Raw genomic sequence first — 16,274 nt, forward strand, 5'->3', positions numbered from 1 at the left:
AGCACAAGGCTGCTCCTACAATGGCCACTGTGCGCTGCTGTAGAACACCGCCAGCCAGATGGTCGCAGTGCCAGGGGCGGTCCACTCCACGCGGTGGCGGTAGTGCGGCGCAATGTCCAGGCAATCGCCCGGCGCCAGCAGGCGGGTGTGCTGCTCGTGTTCGAAACGCAGGCCGGCAGCGCCACTGAGCAGAACGATCCACTCGCCTTCGGCCTGGTCGTACCAGAAGCCGGGTGGGCTGGCCTGGCCGCTGGAGACGATGCGCTCGACGCGCACACCAGGGCGGCTGAGCAGTTGATCGACACGTTCGGCACTGGTGGGATCGCAGGGTGGCAGGGCAGTCAGCAAGTTGTTCGGTGTCATGGCAACCTCGTTTGAAAGGGTTGATTCCACTATGGATGCAATTGCCGGACTGCGCGCGCCTTGACCCGCCCGGCTGATTGTAAGAACTTTCTGAGTTTTGGAAGACGGCCAGCACATGGACAAACTCCTGGCGATGAAAATGTTCGTGGCCACCGTCGATGCCCAGGGTTTTTCTGCGGCTGCGCGCAAGCTTGGGCTGGCGACCTCGTCGGTGACGCGCCTGGTCGATGCCTTGGAAACGGCGTTGGGCGCCACCTTGCTCAACCGCTCGACGCGACAGGTCAGCCTGACCGAGGCCGGAGCGCGCTACTACGAGCGCGCACGGGGCATTTTCGAAGCGCTGGATGAAGCCGATGCCAGCGTCGCCGATCGCGGTGAGGAGCCCGTCGGTGTATTGCGCTTGTGCTTGCCGGTCGAGTTCGGCAGGCGGGTCGTCGCCCCGCATCTGGGGCCGTTTCTGGCAAGGTACCCGGCGCTGGAGCTGGACATCGACCTCAGCGACCGCCTGGATGACCTGCTCGACGGGCGCTACGATCTGTCGATTCGCTTGGGTGATCCTTCGCCCAATGACGAACTGGTGTGCCGTCAGCTCGGTCGCTTCCAGCGTTGGCTGGTAGCCAGCCCGGCCTACCTGGCCGGGCGTGAGCCACTGCTACACCCCCGGCAGTTGCTGGAGCACGCCTGCCTGCGTTTTCGCTACGGGCAAAAAGCGCGATCCTGGCGCCTGGCCTGCGGCCAGGAGAGCCTGGAACTGGACGTAAGCGGGCCACTGCGCAGCGCCAATGCCGACATGCTGCGCGAAACGGCATTGGCAGGCAGCGGCATCGCGCTGCTGGCCGATTGGCTGGTACGCGAAGATGTGCTGGCTGGGCGCCTGCAGCGGGTGTTCCCCGATTGGCAGGCCAGCCCTGGCACGGCCAACAACAGCATCAACGCCTTGTACCTGCCCAACCATCGGGGCTCAAGGCGGGTGAACGCCTTCATCGACTTTTGCGAAAAAATACTGGAGCACGGCGCTTAATGTTGCGCAACGCGCAAAGCCGCGTTGCGCCAACACCGGATTCTCGGCTACGACGTGCATGGGTAAGGTAGCCGGCCTATCTCACCCATTTTCGAGGAACCTCGCATGAACCCCTCCCTTGTGGCTGCGCAACCGGCAACCGCCAGCTTGAGCCGGGCTCTGGTCGTGCTGCTGGCGTTCTGCTGTGGCGCGATCGTCGCCAACATCTACTATGCCCAACCCATCGTCGGGTTGATCGCCCCGGACCTGGGCCTGTCCACCGAGCACGCCAGCCTGATCGTCTCCCTCACCCAGCTGGGCTATGCCCTGGGCCTGTTGTTACTGGTACCGCTGGCCGACCTGCTGGAAAACCGCCGCTTGATGGTGGCTACCGCCGTGCTGGCCTGCGTCGGCCTGCTGCTCGCGGGCACCAGCGGCAGTGGTCAGGGGCCTTTGTTCCTGGGTTACGCACTGCTGATCGGCTTCAGCTCGGTGTCGGTACAGATGCTTATCCCGCTGGCGGCGCACCTGGCACCGGAGCAGCAGCGTGGTCGGGTGGTGGGCAATATCATGGGGGGCCTGCTGCTGGGTATCCTGCTGGCGCGCCCGCTGTCGAGCCTGGTGGCCGACCACTTCGGCTGGCGTGCGGTGTTCATTGGCGCCGCCGGGGTAATGCTGGCCATCATCTTGTTACTGGCCCTGACCCTGCCGCAGCGGCGGCCCGAGCACAAGGCCAGCTATGCCGGGCTGATGTTGTCGCTGCTCACCCTGCTGCGCCGTTATCCGCAGTTGCGCCAACGGTCGCTGTACCAGGCATTGATGTTTGCAGCGTTCAGCCTGTACTGGACGGCGGTGCCGATGGCCCTGGCCGGTGAGCATGGCTTGTCGCAGAGCCAGATCGCCGTGTTCGCCCTGGTCGGCGCGGTGGGCGCCATTGCTGCGCCCCTGGCCGGCCGCCTGGCGGATGCCGGGCATACCCACACCGGCTCGCTGCTGGCATTGCTGCTGGCGCCAGCGGCCTTGTTGCTGGGGCTGACAATACCGGGTTACAGCGTGATTGGCCTGGGCCTTACCGGCGTGCTGTTGGACTTTGCGGTGCAGATGAACATGGTCATCGGCCAGCGCGAAGTGTATGCACTGGACCCGGCCAGCCGCGGGAGACTGAATGCGGTGTACATGACCAGCATCTTCCTCGGCGGGGCGCTGGGGTCGGCGGTGGCCAGCGCGTTGTTCAGCCAGTTTGGCTGGCAAGGTGTTGCGCTGGTGGGGGCGGGGCTACCGGCTATAGCGCTTGTGGTGTTGCTGCTAAAGACACGCCGGGGTTGAACGGTTAAGTGCTCACACAATGACCATGCCTACCTGCGCCAGCAGTTACCGGCCAAGCGGCAGCGCCACACCAATCAAGGCAAACAGGCTGCCGCAGCAGCGATTGAAACCTTTACCCCCCTTGGCCAGCCAAGGGCGAATGCGAAACGCCAGGCGCGCCAACAGGTACTCGACCAGAAACTCGACGCTAGCAAAGGTCGCGGCCATCACCACGAACTGCAGCATCAGCCCACGTTGTGGGTCGATGAACTGTGGCAGGAAGGCACCATAGAACAGCAGCACCTTGGGGTTGGCCATGGCCGACAGCAGGCCCTGGCGGAACAGCCCGCCGTTGCCAAGCCGCGCGCTGCGCTCGGTCAGCTCCAGCTGCAGGCCCGGGCTGCGCCACAGCTGAACACCTAGCCAGATCAGATAAGCGCCACCCACCCACTTCAGAACCCCCAGCACCGAGGCGGAGGTTTGTAGCAACGCGCTGAGGCCGAACATGGCCAGGGCGATGAGGGCGCTGAAGCCGAACACCCCACCCACGATGGTGAACAACGTTCGCCGCGCGCCATACAGGGCGCCATGCGTCAGCGCCAACAGGCTGTTGGGCCCCGGGGTCAGCGACAGGCCGATGCTGGCCAACAGGTAAATGAGCCATGTGTCGAGGGCCATGTTGAAATGCCTTATGAGTTGGAGGGGGCCAGTCTAGGGCCTGACGTTCAAGCTGATAGGGTATGATTTGGACATTCAATGGTCGTTTATGGACACGCTACCATGCAGCCCGACATCCGCCTGCTGATCCTGCCATTGCCGGATTTTGCCCTGCTGCCGTTTGGCGCCTTTCTCGACAAGCTCCGCTTCAGCGCCGACGACGAAGACTACAGCCAGCAGCGCTATTGCAGTTGGACGGTGGCGGGGCTCAGCCTCGATCCGGTGCCATCTAGCAGTGGCGCGGTGCTGCAGGTCGAAGCGATTGTCAGCCAGCTCGACCTGAGCGGCTTCGACTACTTGGTGGTGTTCGGCGGTCGCAATGCCATGGCCACTGCCGCGCTGGCGCCACGTTATAAGGCGCTGCTTCGCCAGGCCGGCAAAGCCGGCATCAAGCTGGTGGGGGTCGATAACGGTGCCTTCCTGCTGGCCGCTTGTGGGCTGCTGCAGGGCCACAAGGTGGTGGTGCACTGGCGCCACGAGGCCGAGTTTCGTGCGGCGTTTCCGCAGTTGCAGTTGCTGCACGAGCAGTTGTATTGCATCGATGGCAATCGCATCACGTGCGCCGGCGGCACCGCCGCCATCGACCTGGCCGTTGCGCTGCTATCGCGCACTTGCGGGCGAACCCGTGCGCTCAAGGGGCTGGCAGACATGTTGGTGGACGAAACCCGCGACAGCCGCCATGCCTTGCGCTCGCTGGAGCTGGGCAGTGGGCAGGGGCGACACGTGCAGCGGGCGCAGGCGCTGATGCGCCATCACCTGGGCACGCCGCTGGCAGTGGAGCAACTGGCCACGCAACTGGGCATCAGCCGGCGTCAACTGGACCGGCAGTTCCAGGCCAGCCAGGGCATGAGCGCCAAGGCCTGGTGGCTGGAGATGCGCTTGCAGCAGGCGCGCTGGCGTTTGCTCAACTCCAGCCACAGCCTGGCGCAGATAGCCGATGAAGTGGGCCTGGGGGATGCCAGCCACCTGGGCAAATGCGTGCGGCGTCGGTTTGGTTGCACGGCCCTGGAGTTGCGCGCAGGCAGCACTTATTGCGGCGTGCCGAACAACCCCGTCCAGTAGATCCCCGCATCGCTCTTCGGGTCTACCGCATAGGCAGCCCCCAGTTCACGAAAGTCCGGGTTCATCAGCGTGGCGCAGTGCCCCGGGCTATCCAGCCAACCCTCGACCACCTTGTGCGCGGTGTCACGCCCGGCGGCTATGTTCTCGCCGATCTGCTGGTACAGGTACCCGGCCAGTTCTGCGCGGTCGCCCGGGGTGCGGCCATCCTTGTCGATGTGATCGAAGAAGTTCTGGTTGGCCATGGCCCGCGTATGATTGGCCGCAACCCCGGCCAAGGCTGCGCTCCAGCTCAGTGCAGGGGCGGCGGCGAAAGGTTGGCCGCCGCATTGGCGTGGCACCTTGCGCGCCGCGTTGATCTCCTGCAGCACCTTCTGCCCCTCGGCTTGCCAGTCACCCAGGCGACCGCTGAGCAGCGGCCGGGCCAGCACAATGCGCCAATCGCGGCCCTCCTGGCTGACGCCGATATCGACGAACTGCGGGTCGAGCACCACCTGGCAGAAGCTTTCTTCGATGGCGTGCATGGCGGCGCGCGCGTCGCGTGGCCCCGACAGGCTGATGGCCTGGACGTTGACCATGGGGTAGGCCGCACGGGTCATGGCCTGTTGCAAGTCGCGGGTGCCCTCTGGCGACAGCGCCAGACGGGTGTCGCTGTTGAGCGGCGGCAGCTCCAGGGACGCCTCGCCACCACAGGGTTGGGCCTTGCTGCGGTAGACATTGATCGAATCGATCAGTTGCGCCTCTTCGCCGGTGACAGCCAGTGCCCCGGTCGAAACGACCAGGCCCAGCGACAAGGCGGCAACGGATGACAGGACGCGCATGTGGATCTCCCTATGACTGGCAGCGTCGTGGTATGCGCTGCTCATCCTACACAAGCCCGGGGCTTTTGGCCCTAGCTCGTGCAATGCAATGAAAACGCCGGCAATCGTTGCGGGCGGCAAAAGAGGGAGTAGACCACTGGTCGGCGGAAAAGTGCGACCACTTGGTAATCATTCGTAATATCGGCTAGAAACAATACCTAAACGCAAACTGTTCCCAAACTGCCAGGAAGGCCATCACCCATGATCGGGAGGCCTGCATGGCACGTGTCTGTCCATATCAATCGACCTTTCTCGCGGTCTGCTGTTCCGTCGCCGTCAATGCCCAGGCGGCCGATAGCGTCATCGAACTGGACGCTACCGCCGTCAATGCCGAGGCAGCCAGGCCCAAGGGCGAGCCGCCGGAGCCCTTCGCCGGCGGCCAGGTAGCCCGGGGTGGGCAGATGGGTATCCTGGGCAACCAGGACATGATGGACGTGCCGTTCACCATGACCAGCTACACCTCGCAACTGATCGAGGACCAGCAGGCCGAGGATGTCGGCGACGTGCTGCTCAATGACCCGTCCGTGCGCCAGTCGTTCGGTTTTGGCAACCAGTCGCAGGTGTTCGTCATTCGCGGGCTGCCCCTCAACGGCGATGATGTGGCCTTCAATGGCTTGTATGGCGTGCTGCCACGGCAGATGATTGCTACCGATGCCATCGAGCGTGTCGAAGTCCTGAAGGGCCCCAACGCCTTTCTCAACGGCGCCAGCCCCACCGGTACCGGGCTGGGCGGTAACGTCAACCTGCAGCCCAAACGTGCCGGCGACACGCCCACCCGCCGTTACACCCAGGACATCAGCAGCGACGGTAGGCTTGGCGAACACCTGGACCTTGGCCAGCGCTTTGGCGAAGACAACCGCTTCGGTGTGCGTTTGAACCTGTCGCAACGCGAAGGTGAAACCGCTGTGGATGACCAGCACCAGCGCAGCAAGCTGTTCATTGTCGGGCTCGATTACCGCGGCGACAATTTCCGCCTTTCGACCGACTTCGGCTACCAGAAGCAACGGGTCAACCACATGCGCAACAGCGTGCGGCTGGGGGCCGGCCTGACCGATATCCCGAGGGCACCGGATGCCGACCACAACTACGGCCAGGACTGGTCGTGGACCGAGACCGAGGACACCTTCGGCATGGTCCGGGGCGACTATGACTTCAACGACAATTGGAGCGCCTACCTGGCCGGTGGCGTCAAGCACACCCACGAGAACGGTTTCTATGGCACGCCGATTCTCACCGATGCAACCAGCGGCGATGCCACCATCGCCGGGTCCGAGATCCCTCACAACGAGGACAACACTACCGTCATGGGCGGCATCAATGGCCGTTTCCAGACCGGCCCGATCAGCCACCAGCTCAACCTTGGCGCAGCCAGCATCTGGACACAGCAGGAAAACGCCTTCGTCTTCTACAACGCGCAAAACACCAACATCTACCACACCGACCCGTTGCCCAGGCCAACCACGCCGACCTTTACCGGCGGCAAACTGGATGACCCCGGTGTCACCGGCAAAACCCGCAACCGCAGCCTTGCGGTGTCCGATACCGTCGGGCTGTTCGACGACACCTTGCTGGTCACCGTCGGCGTGCGTCGTCAGCAGTTGCGCGTGGAGGGCTATGCCTACGATGGCGAAGGCCCGGACCTGGGGCGCAACGCGTTCTACGACGAATCGGTGACCACCCCGGTGTATGGCATCGTTTACAAGCTCAACCCGTCGATTTCGCTGTATGCCAACCGTATCGAGGGGCTGGCCCAAGGGGCGACAGCCTCGGGCCAGGGTATCGTCAATGTGGGTGAAGTATTCCCGCCGGCCAAAACCAAGCAAGTGGAGGCGGGCGTGAAGCTTGACTACCAGAGCTTCGGCGCCAACCTGGCGGTGTTCCGTATCGAGCGGCCCACAGACGGCTTTGTCCAGGGCAATGTGTTCGTTCAGGATGGTGAGCAAGTCAACAAGGGCATCGAATTGAGTGTGTTCGGCGAGCCGTTACAGGGCTTGCGCCTGATGGCCGGTGGCACACGCATGGACACCGAGCTGAAGAAGACCCAGAACGGTACCGACGACGGCAACCATGCGGTCGGTGTACCGACCTTCCAGCTCAATGCCAGCGTCGACTGGGATGTGCCGGGTGTGCAGGGGCTGGCCGTGAATGCCCGCATGCTGCGCACCGGCGGCCAATATGCCAACCCGTCCAATACCCTTAGCCTGCCTACCTGGAACCGCTTCGATGTGGGTGCGCGATACCGCTTCAAGGTGCAAGACAAGGCAGTGACCTTGCGCATGAACGTGGAAAACCTGACCGACAAGAACTACTGGGCATCGGCCAATGGCGGCTACCTGACCCAGGGCGATCCACGACTAGTCAAGTTCTCGGGCACCCTCGATTTCTGATGCCACGGTACAGCCTCAACGCGCCAACGCCTGGTTCGGCTTGTAGAAGAGGAAATGGGTAGTCTGCGCTGTCTTGCGATAAGCCTTGGCCCAATCGGGGTGCACCGTGCGGTCGTGGAAGTACAGCGCACCGCCGGTGGGGTCTTTCAACTGCTGGTTCAACGCCTTGCGTGCGATCTCCTTGGCAACATCGTAGCGTTGAGCTTCCTCGACCTGGTCCGAGCGCCCGTCGCACCACCAGGAAAACTGGCAGGCCTTGGTTTCCACGCCCTGCTTGACCACGCCGCAGATGGTATCGGGGAAGCCATCGTGGCCCAGGCGGTTGAGCACCACACTGGCCACGGCGCTCATGTCTTCGGCGTCGGCGCCTTTGGCTTCCCAGTAGATAGTGCGGGCCAGGCAGGTGATGCTGTCATCCAGCGGCGCCTTGCCGGCGGGGTCTACCGCCTGAGCTTCGCCTGGGGTGAGTTTTTCTGCTTTTTTGGGGGGAGGGGCATCTTCCACCACTTTTTCTTCAAGCACTTCGGCCTTGTCCTCGGCCACGGCGGCCTTGGCTGGGTCGGCTGCATTCGATGGGCCTGCGAGCAGGGCCGAGACCAGGCCGATCAGCATCCAGTAATGGCGCATGGGCAAGCTTCCGAAGGGTGAGCTGAATGTCAGTCTAGCCAAGCGTAAGCATTAGCACCAAAGGCAGGGTGGCGGCGGCCGCTACGGTCTGCAGAGCGATGATGGTGGCCATCAATGGGGCATTGCCGCCCATTTGTCGGGCCATCACGTAGGAGGACGAAGCGGTGGGCAGCGCCTGGAACAACACCGCCACCACCGCCGCCTGGCCACTCAAACCGAGCACACGGCACAAGCCCCATGTGGTCAGTGGCATGACCAGGAACTTGAACGCCGACGCCGCCATCAGCGGGCGCACCTGCTGGCCGAGGCTGGCGCCACCCAGTGCCGCACCGACGCACAGCAGGCCCAGTGGCAGGGCGGCCTGGCCCAAGGCCTTGACCGTGGGCTCGATACCGGCTGGCAAACCCAGCCCGGTGACCCGTAGCAGTAGCCCGCCCGCACAGCCGACGATCAGCGGGTTGGCGAAGATGGCCCGAAGCACGGTGAGCGGTGAACTGTGACGGGCGCTGAAACGGGCGAATACCAGTACGCAGAGCAGGTTGACCAGGGGCACGATGGCGGCGTTGGCTACCGCCGCCAGGGCAATCCCGGCGCTGCCGTAGATACCTGCGGCCAGGGTGGCACCGATGTAGTTGTTGAAGCGGATACCGCCCTGGAACACCGAAGTGAAATCGGCGCCGTCATGGTTCACCGCACCCTGATACAGCACTAGCAGCACGGCACCGACCAGGGTCGAGAGCATCAGCGCGCCAACCATGCCCAGCACCGGTACGCCATCGAGGTTGGCGGTGGCCAGGCCGTGAAGGAACAGCGATGGCAGCAGCACGTAATAGCTCAGGCGCTCGGCGCCCGGCCAGAAGCTTTCATCAAGAAATCTGCGCAGACGCAGGAAAGTGCCCAGGGCAATCAGCAGGATGATCGGTAGCAGGGTGGTTAGCAGCAAGTGCAGCATGGTCAGCGTTCCGTGGCCGGGTACGGGCACAGATTACGGGTGCGCAATGATCTGTAAAAACGTTGTTTTCTGCACTGACTGTTGAGAAAAAATGCATTGTCTGTGGGCGCGCGGGGGAATGTTCACGCCTCAAGCGCAGTTTTCAACACTGCACTCAAGTGCCGCCGCTGGCTTTTCTCATGCTCCAGCAACACCACCCGCCGGGTCAGTTGTGGCTCGCCAAACGGCAGGCATGTGGCCGGTGGCAAACGTTGCAGGTCGTCATCCGCCATGGGGATGATCGCCACGCCCAGGCCCATCACCGCCATGCGCGCCAGGGCTTCCTGGCTGTCCAGCTCCATCTGCTCGCTCACCTGCAAGTGCTGGCGGCGCAGTTCCTGCTCGATCTGCCGCCCAGCCCAGGCACGCTTGTCGAAGCGCAGGAATGGCTGACTGGCCAGTAATTGGGGCACGCTGTGCCCGGCCAGTTCAGGGCTGGCAATGGCCCAGAAGCGGTCCTCGAACAACGGGGTGAAGTCCAGGTTTTGCGGGTATGGGCTGACCGGTTCGGTAGTGATCGCCGCATCGAGCTCACCGTCTTCCACGCGCCGCGCCAGCTCCGCCGACATGCCCGAGGCCACGCTGATGTGCAACTGCGGGTGGTGGGCCTTGATCCACACCAGCGCTTTGGGCAAACGACGCGCCAGCACCGTATGGATCGCCCCCAGGCGCAGCCGCCCGCGCAGGCTCGGGCCGCTGGCCAAGGCGTCGGCCAGTTCGTCATAGGCGGCCAGAATGCTTTCGGCGCGGACCACCGCCAACTGGCCAGCTTCGGTCAGCACCACCTGCCGGCGGCTGCGGTCGAACAGGGCCACCTGTAGCTCGTCTTCGAGGGTTTTGATGTGCAGGCTCACCGCCGAGGGGGTGAGGCTGAGCAGGTCGGCGGCGCGGGCGAAGGTGCCGTGACGGGCGATGGTTACCAGGGTGCGCAGGGCTTTGAGGGACATGCGGATCAGGTCCGTTGGCAAGCTGACAGAGGTGTATTGTCAGGTCGGACCCTTTTGCAGCACAAGGCACGGCTCAGCGAGCACTTCGCCCATACGCCTGGCTGATCCGGTCGATCACCATGGCCAGGGCGACAATCGCCAGCCCGGCCTCCACACCCTGGCCAACATTCAAGGTCTGGATCCCCGCCAGTACATCCTCACCCAGCCCACGGGCGCCGATCATCGACGCCACCACCACCATCGACAGGGCCATCATCACCGACTGGTTGAGCCCGGCCATGATGCTTGGCAACGCCAAGGGCAGCGCGATGCGCCGCAACCGCTGCCAGCGGTTGGCGCCCAGGCCGTGTGCGGCCTGCAACAACGAGGGGTCGATCTGGCTCAAGCCCAGTTGGGTCAAGCGCACCAGCGGTGGCAGGGCGTAGATCAGCGTGGCGAACACGGCGGGCACTTTGCCCAGGCCAAACAGCATCAGCACCGGGATCAGGTAAACGAACGCCGGCAGCGTCTGCATCACATCCAGTACCGGCAACAGTAGCCGCCTGGCCAGCGGTCGGGCGGCCAGCAGGATGCCCAGCGGCACACCCACCAGTACGCACAGGCCGGTACTGACCAGCACCAGGGCAAGGGTTTGTAGCAGCTTGTCCCAAAGCCCGAGCATGCCGATCAAGGCCAACAGCGCGACCAGCACTGTGCTGCGTAGCAGGCTGCGGCTGGCGTGCCAGGCCAGCAGGCCGACCAGCAGCAACAACAGCCACCAGGGCAACAGGCGCAGCAGGTTCTCCAGGCCGACCAGCAGTTGCAGCAACTGGTCAGAAACGCTGCGCAGGTGGTCGCCGTGGTTCATCACCAGCCAGTCGACCAGGCGGTTGACGCTGTCGGCAAAGGAAAACTGCAGGGTTTGCGGGAAGCCGTCACTCACAGGCTGGCCTCGACTTTGGCGGCAATCTCCGCCGGCAGCCAGGCTTTCCACACCTCAGGGTTATTGCGCAGGAAGGTGAGGGCGGCGTCGCGCGGGGGCGTGCGTTTTTCGCTCATTGTGGCCAGGGCTTGGTTCAGGCGGTCGATGGGCAGGTCCACCTGTTCGAACACGCTGACCAGGTCTGGGTAGCTTTCATGAAAGACCTTGGACACGCCAATCGATAACTTCGCCGGCAGCGAGCGGCTGCCCTTCGGGTTGGGGTTGCCGGCATCGGTGAGGGTGGCCCATGCCTGGGCATCGAACGGTGGCTCTTGCAGCCGTACAAGCTTGTAGCGCCCCATCAAGGGCGTTGGGTTCCAGTAGTAGAACAAAACCGGTTGGCCGCGACGGATGGCCGAGCCGATCTCGGCGTCCATCGCAGCGCCTGAGCCACTGCGGAAATTGGTATAGAGGTCGTTCAAGCCATAGGCTTTGAGCTTCTGGCTGTTGACGGTCTCGGATGTCCAGCCGCTGGGGCTGTTGAGAAAACGCCCCTTGTCGGGTGACTCGGGGTCGCGGAACACCTGCGGGTAACGCTTGAGGTCCTCGACACTGCGCAGCTCCGGTGCCAAGGGTTTCAGGTTGCGTGCGGCATCGCCTTCGATCACATAGGCCGGCACCCACCAGCCTTCCTCTGCGTTCTTGACCGTATCGCCCAGTGCGAACACCTGGCCGGCCTGTTCGGCCTTGACCCAGGCGGGGCTGCGCCCGGCCCATTCCTCGGCGATCACTTGCAGGTCATTGCGCGCCAGGGCCACTTCCATGCTGACCGTGCTGCCGGGCAGGGTGTCGGTGGGGTAGCCGTAGCCGCGCTCCACGATCAGCCGCAGGATTTCGGTGGTGAGGGCGCCGCTTTCCCAGCCGATGGCCCCAAAGTGGATAGGTGTACGTTGTTCTGCCGATGCGGCGCTGTCGGTGCTGGCCAGGCCCACTGTCAATAGCAGCCCGGCCAGCAGCGCTGGAATTTTCTTCATGGAAACCTCGTCGTTCGCCACCCCTTGGCAGTGGGGCAAGTGTAGACGACGAGGTTTCAAGGCCACTGGCGTGGCCCCGTGTGCCTCAGACGCGGAACTGGTCCATCAGCGCCTGCTGCTGGTTGGCCAGGCTGTTCAGCGACTGGCTGACCCGCGCCGATTCGTTGGCCTGGCCCGACAGCGATTCGGTGACATCACGAATGGTTGCCACGTTGCTGTTGATTTCTTCGGCCACCGCGCTTTGCTCTTCGGCGGCCGAGGCGATCTGCAGGTTCATGTCGGTGATCACCGTCACCGCCTGGCCAATGCGCTGCAATGCGGTAACGGCCTGGCCGACCTGCGCAACGCCACTTTGCGCCTGGCGGTGGCTGTGGTCCATGGCGCCGACCACTTCGCGGGTGCCGTTCTGCAAGGCTTCGATCACCTGGCGGGTTTCTTCCACCGACTCCTGGGTGCGCTGGGCCAGGTTGCGCACCTCATCGGCGACTACGGCAAAGCCACGGCCCGCTTCACCGGCACGGGCCGCCTCGATGGCGGCGTTGAGCGCCAGCAGGTTGGTCTGTTCGGCAATCGAGCGGATCACCTCCAATACCGAGCCGATCTTCTCGCTGTTCTGCGCCAGGCCTTCGACTTCGGCCATGGCGTCGCTCATGTTGGCGGCCAGGGTGTCGATGCTGGTGGTGGTGCGGTCGATCACCGCCAGGCCCTCACGGGTGGCCTGGTCGGCATCACGTGCAGCCTGCGCCGCCTGGGCGGCGCTGCGGGCGACGTCCTGGGCGGTGGCGCTCATTTCATGCGAAGCGGTAGCCACCTGGTCGACCTGGCGGTATTGCTGTTCCATGCCAGCGCTGGTTTCAGTGGCAATCGCCGAGGACTGGTCGGCAGTGCCTCGGGCGGCCTGCACCGAGCGTTTGACCTCGGCGATGGTTGGCTGCAGCTTGTCGAGGAAGCGGTTGAACCAGCCGGCCAGTTCGCCCAGTTCGTCCTGCTTCTGGTAGGTCAGGCGGCGGGTCAGGTCGCCTTCGCCGCTGGCAATGTCCTTGAGCATGGCGGCCACGCCGAGGATCGGCCGGGTCACGCCGCGGGCCATCAGCCACACCATGAGCAGGCCGGCAATGGCAGCGGCCAGGCCCAGGCCCAGTTCCAGCAGGGTGCCGCTGGTGTTCAGCGCGTCCAGCTCCTGCTTCAGGGTTTCGGCCGGCCCGGTCAGGGCATTTTCCGGCACATCCAGCAACACACCCCAAGGCTGGGCGTCCGGGATCGGTCGGAATGCCGCCAGCACTTTCAGGCGCTGCTGATCGTGCAGGATGGTCATCCTGCCATCGGCCAGCTTGCGCACCAGTTCGGCGCCCTTGGTCGGGTCCACCTGGTCGAAGCGCTGGGCCAGCTTGCTGGCATCGGCGCTGTAGCCGGCCAACAGGCCGACCGGGCTGAGAATACCGACCGTGGTGCGGCCTTCGTAGAGGCTGCGGCTGGCCTCCTGGCTCAGCGCCTGCAGGCTGTTGAGGTTGATGTCGATGGACAGGGTGGCAATGATCTTGCCGTTGACCGCCAGCGGGAAGACGATGCTGGTCATCAGCACCTGCTGGCCGTCGATGTCATAGAAGTAGGGCTCTACCACGCACACTTTGCCGGTGGTGCGCGGGCACACCCACCAGGTGTTGGCCGGCTGGCCGCTGGGGCCGATCTCGGTGTTGGCCATGTCATGCTCAGGCAGCGCCATGGCGGTCAGCTGGCCGGCACGCGGCTGCGACCAGTACAGGGCAAAGCGCCCGGTTTCGTTGCTGCCCAGTTCGGCTTTGTCGGCGAACAGGCTGTCCTTGTTGTCCAGGGCATTCGGCTCGAACACCAGCGACAGGCCGAGGAGGTCGGGGTTGGCCTGCAGTGCGGCGCGCACCTGGCGGGTCATGTCTTCGCGCAGGTCGAAGGCATCGAGAAAGCGCTTTTCGGCCTGTTCGCGCAGGAACAGCACCTGGCGGGCGAAGCCGGCGCCGTACTGGTAGGCATCCATGAATTGGCGGCGGATGTTCAGCGCCTGCACTTCACCTTGCGACTCGATGCGCGACTGCGCCGCCTCGGTCAGCATCTGCATGCTGCTGGCCTTGACCAGGTCTGAGCTGTGGTCCATGCGGTACAGTGACAGGCCGACGAGCAAGGTGACGATGCCGGCCAGGCAGAGACCGGCGAGCAGGGTGATCTTCCACTGGATGGAAAGTTGTCGCAAAGGCATGGGGCGGATCCCTTTTTTGGGCAGTAAGGGTTATGGCTTTGGGGCTGGGTTGGGCTGACAGTGGCCTGACGGGCGAAGTGTGTCGCCTGTGAGGCCGAGCGCCGCCCGCGCGGCGCATCGCGAGCGAAGCTCGCTCCTACATTTGTTTCGAGCCAGTTTCTCCTGAGGCAAAGGGGCACGGCCCTGTGGCGTTCCCCGCGATATCCTGTCGAACAGGCAAGGCGATCGCGTGCGTGGGATCAGGCGATACTGGCCCGCAACAAATGTAGGAGCGAGCTTCGCTCGCGATGCGCCGCGCGGGCGGCGCTCGGTCTCACGAGCGACAAAAAACTCAAGCCAGGCACCCCAACCCCACACCTTATCGGCCCATTTCATTTTTTCTTTATTCAAACATTCAATTTAAATTCTGCTCCCTGGGTAAAGCGCCGCAACATGGCACTTTTGACATCTGTCGCCCACTGCTTCAGAGTTCGCGCTTTTTTCCGCCGTAATGAGGTAAGCCAACCATGAATGCAGTGATCGCCGCGGTCGGCATCATGCTGATACTTAGCCTGTCCCGTGTGCACGTGGTCATCGCCCTGATCATCGGCGCACTTGCCGGTGGGCTGGTGGGTGGCCTGGGTATCGAAGGCACGCTCAAGGCCTTCAACGGCGGCCTCGGTGGCGGGGCCACGGTTGCATTGTCCTATGCACTGCTGGGCGCTTTTGCCGTGGCCATCGCCAAGTCGGGGCTGGCCCATGCCTTGGCTGACCGCGCCCTGGCCATGATCGATCGCCAAGGCCATGCCAATGGCGGCAAGGTCAAATGGCTGATGATCGGCCTGATGCTGGTGGTGGCCGTGTCGTCGCAGAACATCCTGCCCATCCACATTGCCTTTATCCCGTTGCTGGTGCCGCCGCTGCTGTACGTGCTGACCCGCCTGCGCATCGACCGCCGGCTGATCGCCTGCGTGATCACCTTTGGCCTGATCACCCCGTACATGTTCCTACCGGTGGGCTTCGGCAACATTTTCCTCAACGAAATCCTGCTGGCCAACGTCGCCCGCGCGGGTGTCGATGTGAGCGGCGTCAATGTCACCCATGCCATGGCCATTCCGGCCGCCGGTATGCTTGTCGGCCTTTTGCTGGCGGTGTTCATCAGCTACCGCAAGAAGCGGGACTACGACCTGGCGCGCATCGAGCAGGTGGAGCAGGTGAGCGTGCAGTACAACCCGCTGACTCTGCTGGTGGCCGGGCTGGCAATTGCATCAGCCTTCATCGTCCAGCTGTTGCTGGACTCGATGATTATCGGTGCCATGGTCGGCTTCCTGATCTTCTCGCTGTCGGGCATCGTCAAGTGGAGGGACACCGACGACCTGTTCACTGAAGGCATGAAGATGATGGCCATGATCGGTTTTATCATGATTGCAGCGTCCGGCTTTGCCGACGTGATGAAGGCCACCGGTGAGGTGAAGAGCCTGGTGGAAACCTCGGCGCAATGGATCGACCACAGCAAGGGCGTCGGTGCCTTGCTGATGCTGTTGGTGGGCCTGCTGGTAACGATGGGGATTGGTTCGTCGTTTTCCACCGTGCCGATCCTGGCCGCGATCTTCGTGCCGCTGTGCGTGCAACTGGGCTTCGACCCGCTGGCCACGGTGTGCATCGTGGGTACTGCCGGTGCGTTGGGCGATGCGGGTTCACCGGCCTCGGACTCGACCCTGGGCCCGACCTCGGGCCTGAACGTGGATGGCCAGCACCACCATATCTGGGACACGGTGGTGCCGACCTTCATCCACTACAACCTGCCGTTGTTGGCGTTTGGTTGGCTGGCGGCCATGACACTTTAGGCTTTCCAGTACAGAGCTTGCGAGGCG

At 63.8% G+C, this 16,274-nt stretch carries 14 protein-coding genes and 1 pseudogene; 5 read left to right on the forward strand and 10 right to left on the reverse strand.

Going from position 1 to position 16,274, the window contains the following annotated elements; genetic code table 11:
- Positions 1–15 precede the first annotated feature (15 nt).
- Positions 16–363 carry a cupin gene (locus ACNFBR_RS13525; RefSeq protein ID WP_416735364.1) on the reverse strand — a complete coding sequence of 116 codons (348 nt, stop codon included), beginning with the start codon at positions 361–363 and terminating at the stop codon, positions 16–18.
- Between the two features lie 115 nt (positions 364–478).
- Here ACNFBR_RS13525 and ACNFBR_RS13530 point away from each other — a divergent pair, with 115 nt between their 5' ends.
- Positions 479–1,384: a LysR family transcriptional regulator gene (locus ACNFBR_RS13530; RefSeq protein ID WP_416735365.1), complete on the forward strand. Its 906-nt coding sequence runs from the start codon at positions 479–481 to the stop codon at positions 1,382–1,384.
- Between the two features lie 105 nt (positions 1,385–1,489).
- The gene (locus tag ACNFBR_RS13535; protein WP_416735366.1) at positions 1,490–2,689 is read left to right on the forward strand and encodes an MFS transporter; all 1,200 of its coding nucleotides are present in this window, start codon (positions 1,490–1,492) and stop codon (positions 2,687–2,689) included.
- 45 nt (positions 2,690–2,734) lie between these two features.
- Here ACNFBR_RS13535 and ACNFBR_RS13540 read toward each other — a convergent pair whose 3' ends face one another.
- On the reverse strand, positions 2,735–3,346 hold the full coding sequence (locus ACNFBR_RS13540; RefSeq protein ID WP_416735367.1) for a LysE family translocator: 612 nt from the start codon (positions 3,344–3,346) through the stop codon (positions 2,735–2,737).
- 102 nt (positions 3,347–3,448) lie between these two features.
- Between ACNFBR_RS13540 and ACNFBR_RS13545 the strand changes: the two genes are divergently transcribed.
- Positions 3,449–4,447 carry a GlxA family transcriptional regulator gene (locus tag ACNFBR_RS13545; protein WP_416735368.1) on the forward strand — a complete coding sequence of 333 codons (999 nt, stop codon included), beginning with the start codon at positions 3,449–3,451 and terminating at the stop codon, positions 4,445–4,447.
- Here the strand turns inward: ACNFBR_RS13545 and ACNFBR_RS13550 are convergent.
- The gene (locus tag ACNFBR_RS13550) at positions 4,414–5,265 is read right to left on the reverse strand and encodes a CAP domain-containing protein (protein WP_416735369.1); all 852 of its coding nucleotides are present in this window, start codon (positions 5,263–5,265) and stop codon (positions 4,414–4,416) included. The two genes, ACNFBR_RS13545 and ACNFBR_RS13550, sit on opposite strands and share 34 nt — an antisense overlap.
- A gap of 257 nt (positions 5,266–5,522) precedes the next feature.
- Here ACNFBR_RS13550 and ACNFBR_RS13555 point away from each other — a divergent pair, with 257 nt between their 5' ends.
- Positions 5,523–7,691 carry a TonB-dependent receptor gene (locus tag ACNFBR_RS13555; protein ID WP_416735370.1) on the forward strand — a complete coding sequence of 723 codons (2,169 nt, stop codon included), beginning with the start codon at positions 5,523–5,525 and terminating at the stop codon, positions 7,689–7,691.
- Positions 7,692–7,706: 15 nt separating this feature from the next.
- On the opposite strand, the gene ACNFBR_RS13560 is transcribed toward ACNFBR_RS13555, so the two are convergent.
- From ACNFBR_RS13560 to ACNFBR_RS13590, 7 genes and pseudogenes are all read right to left on the reverse strand, one after another.
- A complete protein-coding gene (locus ACNFBR_RS13560) occupies positions 7,707–8,318 on the reverse strand; it encodes a cell wall hydrolase (RefSeq protein ID WP_416735371.1) in 612 nt (203 codons plus the stop codon).
- A 34-nt stretch (positions 8,319–8,352) separates the two neighbouring features.
- Entirely contained in the window at positions 8,353–9,270 is a 918-nt protein-coding gene (locus ACNFBR_RS13565) for an AEC family transporter (protein WP_416735372.1), read from the reverse strand.
- A 122-nt stretch (positions 9,271–9,392) separates the two neighbouring features.
- Positions 9,393–10,256, reverse strand: a complete 864-nt coding sequence (locus ACNFBR_RS13570; protein WP_416735373.1) for a LysR family transcriptional regulator — start codon at positions 10,254–10,256, stop codon at positions 9,393–9,395.
- Between the two features lie 73 nt (positions 10,257–10,329).
- Positions 10,330–11,178: an ABC transporter permease gene (locus tag ACNFBR_RS13575; RefSeq protein WP_416735374.1), complete on the reverse strand. Its 849-nt coding sequence runs from the start codon at positions 11,176–11,178 to the stop codon at positions 10,330–10,332.
- Positions 11,175–12,191: an ABC transporter substrate-binding protein gene (locus ACNFBR_RS13580; protein ID WP_416735375.1), complete on the reverse strand. Its 1,017-nt coding sequence runs from the start codon at positions 12,189–12,191 to the stop codon at positions 11,175–11,177. Before ACNFBR_RS13580 ends, ACNFBR_RS13575 begins: the two co-directional genes overlap by 4 nt.
- Positions 12,192–12,276: 85 nt before the next feature.
- Positions 12,277–13,032: a methyl-accepting chemotaxis protein gene (locus tag ACNFBR_RS13585; protein WP_416735556.1), complete on the reverse strand. Its 756-nt coding sequence runs from the start codon at positions 13,030–13,032 to the stop codon at positions 12,277–12,279.
- A 102-nt stretch (positions 13,033–13,134) separates the two neighbouring features.
- Positions 13,135–14,421 (reverse strand): annotated as a pseudogene (locus ACNFBR_RS13590) (HAMP domain-containing protein); the annotation flags it as partial.
- Between the two features lie 506 nt (positions 14,422–14,927).
- On the opposite strand from ACNFBR_RS13590, the gene ACNFBR_RS13595 reads away from it, so the two are divergent.
- Positions 14,928–16,247 (forward strand): Na+/H+ antiporter family protein, encoded by a 1,320-nt coding sequence (locus tag ACNFBR_RS13595; RefSeq protein ID WP_416735376.1) that lies wholly within the window; start codon positions 14,928–14,930, stop codon positions 16,245–16,247.
- Positions 16,248–16,274: the final 27 nt, after the last annotated feature.

This window comes from Pseudomonas sp. NY11955 (assembly GCF_048068035.1).
Taxonomy (GTDB): Bacteria; Pseudomonadota; Gammaproteobacteria; order Pseudomonadales; family Pseudomonadaceae; genus Aquipseudomonas.

What these genes read in the sequence shown, in the direction of transcription:
- ACNFBR_RS13530 (WP_416735365.1), top strand. Translation starts at nt 479, where the DNA reads ATGGACAAACTCCTGGCGATGAAAATGTTCGTGGCCACCGTCGATGCC.
- ACNFBR_RS13540 (WP_416735367.1), bottom strand. Translation starts at nt 3,346, where the DNA reads ATGGCCCTCGACACATGGCTCATTTACCTGTTGGCCAGCATCGGCCTG.
- ACNFBR_RS13565 (WP_416735372.1), bottom strand. Translation starts at nt 9,270, where the DNA reads ATGCTGCACTTGCTGCTAACCACCCTGCTACCGATCATCCTGCTGATT.
- ACNFBR_RS13535 (WP_416735366.1), top strand. Translation starts at nt 1,490, where the DNA reads ATGAACCCCTCCCTTGTGGCTGCGCAACCGGCAACCGCCAGCTTGAGC.
- ACNFBR_RS13545 (WP_416735368.1), top strand. Translation starts at nt 3,449, where the DNA reads ATGCAGCCCGACATCCGCCTGCTGATCCTGCCATTGCCGGATTTTGCC.
- ACNFBR_RS13570 (WP_416735373.1), bottom strand. Translation starts at nt 10,256, where the DNA reads ATGTCCCTCAAAGCCCTGCGCACCCTGGTAACCATCGCCCGTCACGGC.
- ACNFBR_RS13595 (WP_416735376.1), top strand. Translation starts at nt 14,928, where the DNA reads ATGAATGCAGTGATCGCCGCGGTCGGCATCATGCTGATACTTAGCCTG.
- ACNFBR_RS13585 (WP_416735556.1), bottom strand. Translation starts at nt 13,032, where the DNA reads ATGGAACAGCAATACCGCCAGGTCGACCAGGTGGCTACCGCTTCGCAT.
- ACNFBR_RS13580 (WP_416735375.1), bottom strand. Translation starts at nt 12,191, where the DNA reads ATGAAGAAAATTCCAGCGCTGCTGGCCGGGCTGCTATTGACAGTGGGC.
- ACNFBR_RS13525 (WP_416735364.1), bottom strand. Translation starts at nt 363, where the DNA reads ATGACACCGAACAACTTGCTGACTGCCCTGCCACCCTGCGATCCCACC.
- ACNFBR_RS13550 (WP_416735369.1), bottom strand. Translation starts at nt 5,265, where the DNA reads ATGCGCGTCCTGTCATCCGTTGCCGCCTTGTCGCTGGGCCTGGTCGTT.
- ACNFBR_RS13555 (WP_416735370.1), top strand. Translation starts at nt 5,523, where the DNA reads ATGGCACGTGTCTGTCCATATCAATCGACCTTTCTCGCGGTCTGCTGT.
- ACNFBR_RS13560 (WP_416735371.1), bottom strand. Translation starts at nt 8,318, where the DNA reads ATGCGCCATTACTGGATGCTGATCGGCCTGGTCTCGGCCCTGCTCGCA.